3 protein-coding genes are annotated in these 4,490 nt (G+C 60.5%); 2 read left to right on the top strand and 1 reads right to left on the bottom strand.

Annotation, left to right across the window (positions count from 1 at the left end; all coding sequences use genetic code 11):
• Positions 1-120: 120 nt before the first annotated feature.
• Complete coding sequence (locus QMX91_RS29265) at positions 121-1,458, bottom strand: MFS transporter (protein WP_123588933.1); 1,338 nt, start codon at positions 1,456-1,458, stop codon at positions 121-123.
• A gap of 267 nt (positions 1,459-1,725) precedes the next feature.
• On the opposite strand from QMX91_RS29265, the gene quiC reads away from it, so the two are divergent.
• Together quiC and QMX91_RS29255 are read left to right on the top strand one after the other, a co-directional pair.
• Positions 1,726-3,627 carry a 3-dehydroshikimate dehydratase QuiC gene (gene quiC, locus QMX91_RS29260; protein ID WP_098965733.1) on the top strand — a complete coding sequence of 634 codons (1,902 nt, stop codon included), beginning with the start codon at positions 1,726-1,728 and terminating at the stop codon, positions 3,625-3,627.
• Between the two features lie 102 nt (positions 3,628-3,729).
• Complete coding sequence (locus QMX91_RS29255) at positions 3,730-4,407, top strand: TetR family transcriptional regulator (RefSeq protein ID WP_027612854.1); 678 nt, start codon at positions 3,730-3,732, stop codon at positions 4,405-4,407.
• Positions 4,408-4,490 lie beyond the last annotated feature (83 nt).

The raw sequence follows: 4,490 nt of genomic DNA, 5'->3' as shown, positions 1-4,490 counted from the left end.
AAATAACCCTGTGGGAGCGGGCTTGCTCGCGAAGGCGGTGGATCAGTCGACATCTTCAGTGACTGACTAAATGCTTTCGCGAGCAAGCCCGCTCCCACAGGGGGGAGGGGTGCAGGCAGGTTATTCGGTGACGTCTGGAATCTTGCGCGGGGCCATGAAGTACATCCAGGTCAGGGCAATGAAGTACATCGCCGGGATCAGCGTGAACAGCACCGTGTAGTTGTTATGGGTGACGGTCAGGATGTGGCCGACGATCTGGGTCATGAACATCCCGCCGATCGCTGCGCACATACCGCCGAAACCGAACACCGTGCTCATCATGTGCTTGGGCGTGTAGTCCATCACCAGGCTCCAGATGTTCGCAGTCCAGGCCTGATGCGCGCCGATCGCCAGGGAGATTGCCGCGACGGCGACCCACAGATTGCTCGAACCAGCGGCCATGATCACGCCGATGATGCAGCAGGCGAACAGGAACATCGACAGCAGCCGCGCCTTGATCGAGTTCATCCCGCGACCGATCAGGAACGACGACAGAATGCCGCCGCCGACGCTGCCGAAGTCGGCCGTCACGTAGATGATGATCAGCGGAATACCCATCTGGGTGACGTTGATGCCCAGGTTGTATTGCTGATTGAGAAACGGCGGCAGCCAGTACAGGTAGAACCAGAACACCGGCGCGGTCAGCGAATAGGCGAGGGCGAACGCCCAGGTGCCGCGCATGCGCAGGATGCGTGAAAACGGTACGCGGGCCTGTTCCGGTTCGACTTCCTGCTGGATGTACTCAAGCTCGGACTGTTTAACGCTTGGATGGTCTTCCGGGTTGAAGTACTTCAGGCCCCAGAACAGCAACCAGATCCCGCCGAGTGCCGACATGCACAGGAACGCGGCCTGCCAGCCCCATACGTGGAGAATCAGCGGCAGCAGCATCGGCGTGAACATGGCGCCGACGTTGGTCCCGGCGTTGAAGATGCCGGTGGCCACGGCGCGTTCACCGGCGGGGAACCACAGGCGCGTGGTTTTCACGCAGGCCGGGTAGTTGGCCGCTTCGGTCAGGCCGAGGATGAAGCGGCAGACCATGAAGCCGACGGCCGAAGTCGCCAGACCGTGGGCGCCGGTAGCCAGGCTCCAGAGCAGCACTGCGCAGAAGAACACGCGTTTCACGCCGACCCGGTCGATCAGGCGTCCCTGCAGGACGAAACCAATCGCGTAGCCGACCTGAAACCAGAAGTTGATGTTGGCGTAATCCATCGCCGTCCAGCTCATTTCCTTGGCGAGGATCGGCTGCATGACGCCGAGGGCTGCGCGGTCGATGTAGTTCAGGGTCGTGGCGAAAAACACCAGCGCCAGCATGCCCCAACGGGTCTTGCCGACAGCCATGGCGCCGCGGATCTTGTCGCCGATGCCACCCGTGGCAGTGCTCATGGCCGGAGCCATGCGGGAAGTCTGTGAAGGAATCATTGTTCCACCCGTTTTTGAATTTGTTATGTGGTGTTGTTTGCACGCACTGCGACCGAAGGTTCATTTCCGGACTCAATGTGAAGTCGATGGTGGGCAGTGGACGAAAAATCGTCAATTCGCCGAAACGCCATAGTGTTCGATAATCGCACGCAAAACTAACCGGCTGGTACACTTTAAATTGCTGCTGAAGACGATGCAGCCAATAATTTCCTCACGATAAAAAATGATCCCCTGTAAAAAACTGCAGCGCAGTCCGGGAGTAGCAACATGCAGCGTTCCATTGCCACCGTTTCCCTGAGCGGCACCCTGCCGGAAAAGCTCGAAGCCATTGCCGCCGCCGGGTTCGACGGCGTCGAGATCTTCGAGAACGATCTTCTGTATTACGACGGCAGCCCGCGGGAAATCAGGCAGATGTGCGCTGACCTGGGGATCGCCATCACCCTGTTCCAGCCGTTCCGCGATTTTGAAGGCTGCCGCCGTGATCGGCTGGCGCGCAATCTGGAGCGGGCCGAGCGCAAATTCGACCTGATGCAGGAGCTGGGCACCGATCTGGTGCTGGTCTGCAGCAACGCCTCGGCGGACAGCGTCGGCGACCGGCAGATTCTCGTCGATGATCTGCGGCTGCTGGCCGAACGTGCCGGCGCTCGCGGGTTGCGTATCGGCTATGAAGCGCTGGCCTGGGGCCGGCACGTCAATACTTATCAACAGGTCTGGGACATTGTTCGCCAGGCCGACCACCCGGCACTCGGCGTGCTGCTCGACAGCTTTCACACCTTGTCGCTGAAAGGTGATCCAAGCGCGATTGCCGACATTCCTGGCGACAAGATCTTCTTTGTGCAAATGGCCGACGCGCCGATCCTCGCCATGGACGTCCTGGAGTGGAGCCGGCATTTCCGTTGCTTCCCGGGGCAGGGCGAATTCGATCTGCCGGGGTTCCTCGCGCCAATCATCCAGAGCGGTTACACCGGGCCGTTGTCGCTGGAGATCTTCAACGATGGCTTCCGCGCCGCGCCACCACGGGCCAACGCCGCCGATGGTCTGCGTTCGCTGCTGTATCTGGAAGAGAAAACCCGTCAGCGCCTGGAACAGCAAGCAACGCCAGTGGCCAACCGTGAAATCCTCTTCGAAACGCCGCCGGCCAGCGAGTACAACGGCATCGAGTTTCTCGAGTTCGCCGTCGACGAAAGCCTCGGCGCCAAACTGAGCAACTGGCTGGAGCGCCTGGGCTTCGTCAAGGCCGGGCAGCACCGCTCCAAGAGTGTGAGCCTGTTGCGCCAAGGCGATATCAACCTGATCCTCAACGCCGAACCGTATTCGTTTGGCCACAGTTTCTTCGAAGCCCACGGCCCGTCGCTGTGCGCCACCGCCGTGCGGGTCAAGGACAGCGCCAGCGCCCTGGCCCGCGCCGTCGCCTACAAGGGCCAGCCCTATCGCGGCCTGGTCGGCCCCAACGAACTGGAACTGGCAGCGGTGCGTGCGCCGGACGGCAGCCTGATTTATCTGGTGGATGAGGCGGCGGACGTTTATGGCACCGACTTCAATCTGCTGCCGAACGCTCAGGCCCGTGGCGGCCTCAAGCGCATCGATCACATGGCCATGGCGCTGCCGGCCGACAGCCTCGACAGCTGGGTGCTGTTCTACAAGAGCCTGCTGGATTTCGAGGCCGACGATGAAGTGGTGCTGCCCGATCCGTACGGTCTGGTGAAAAGCCGGGCGTTGCGCAGCCGCGACAGCTCGATCCGTCTACCGCTGAACATCTCCGAGAATCGCAACACCGCGATCTCCCACGCGCTGTCGAGTTATCGCGGCTCCGGTGTGCATCACATCGCCTTCGATTGTGATGACATCTTCGCCGAAGTCAGCCGCGCCAAAGAAGCCGGTGTGCCGTTGCTGGATATCCCGCTCAACTATTACGACGACCTCGCCGCGCGCTTCGATTTCGACGACGAGTTCCTCAGCGAGCTGGCGTACTACAACGTGCTCTACGACCGCGACGCGCAGGGCGGCGAGTTGTTCCACGTGTACACCGAGCCGTTCGAGGGGCGCTTCTTCTTCGAGATCATCCAGCGTAAAAACGGCTATGCCGGTTATGGTGCGGCGAACGTCGCGGTACGTCTGGCGGCGATGGCCAAATCACGCAGCGGTGCGGTGCGTCAGGCGAAGTTGTAGGAATTTCGTAAACGCGGGATTAAACACGAGCCGCGTGGCTTCCTTCACTGTGCAGCGCGGCCCATAATCGCCAACCTGTGCAGTGATGGCCGTGAGCCCGCAATGACAATGACTTCAGAACTCCCCGCCGCTCCCGTCGAATCCGGTATCGAGCCGCGCAAGAGTCGCAAGAACAACCCGGAAAAAACCCGCGAGAACATCCTGCAGGAGGCGATCGTCGAGTTCGTCCAGCAGGGCTTGTCCGGCGCCCGCGTCGACGCGATCGCCGAGCGTATCCACACCTCCAAACGCATGATCTATTACTACTTCGGCAGTAAGGAGCAGTTGTACGTCGAGGTACTGGAGAAGCTTTACGGCGACATCCGCAGCACCGAAAACCGCCTGCACCTGGCCGAGTTGCCGCCGGTGGTGGCGATCCGTCGACTGGTGGAATTCACCTTCGATCACCACGACCGCAACGTCGATTTCGTGCGCATCGTCTGTATCGAAAATATCCACAACGCCGAGTTCGTGAAGCGTTCGGACACGATCAAGGCGATGAATAATACGATCCTCGATTCACTGGGCGAGATTTTGCGTCGCGGTGCCGAGGAGGGTGTCTTCCGCGCCGGGCTGGACGCGCTGGATGTGCACTTGCTGATCAGCTCGTTCTGTTTCTACCGCGTCTCGAACCGCCATACGTTCGGTGAGATTTTTCAGATCGATTTGCCGGACGAAAGCATCAAGCAGCGTCATCGCGAGATGATCTGCGAGTCGGTGTTGCGCTACTTGCAGCCGTGACACCTATCCAATGTGGGAGCGGGCTTGCTCGCGAAAGCGGCGTGTCAGCCTATACATCTAGCGCCTGACACACAGCCTTCGCG

The organism is Pseudomonas sp. PS01299, assembly GCF_029960145.1.
Taxonomy (GTDB): domain Bacteria; phylum Pseudomonadota; class Gammaproteobacteria; order Pseudomonadales; family Pseudomonadaceae; genus Aquipseudomonas; species Aquipseudomonas putida_A.
The sequence above is the reverse complement of the archived record's forward strand: the minus strand, read 5'-3'. Positions and strand labels throughout refer to the sequence as shown.

Excerpts from the sequence above, each read along its gene's own strand:
- quiC (WP_098965733.1), top strand. The coding sequence starts at position 1,726 with ATGCAGCGTTCCATTGCCACCGTTTCCCTGAGCGGCACCCTGCCGGAA.
- QMX91_RS29265 (WP_123588933.1), bottom strand. The coding sequence starts at position 1,458 with ATGATTCCTTCACAGACTTCCCGCATGGCTCCGGCCATGAGCACTGCC.
- QMX91_RS29255 (WP_027612854.1), top strand. The coding sequence starts at position 3,730 with ATGACAATGACTTCAGAACTCCCCGCCGCTCCCGTCGAATCCGGTATC.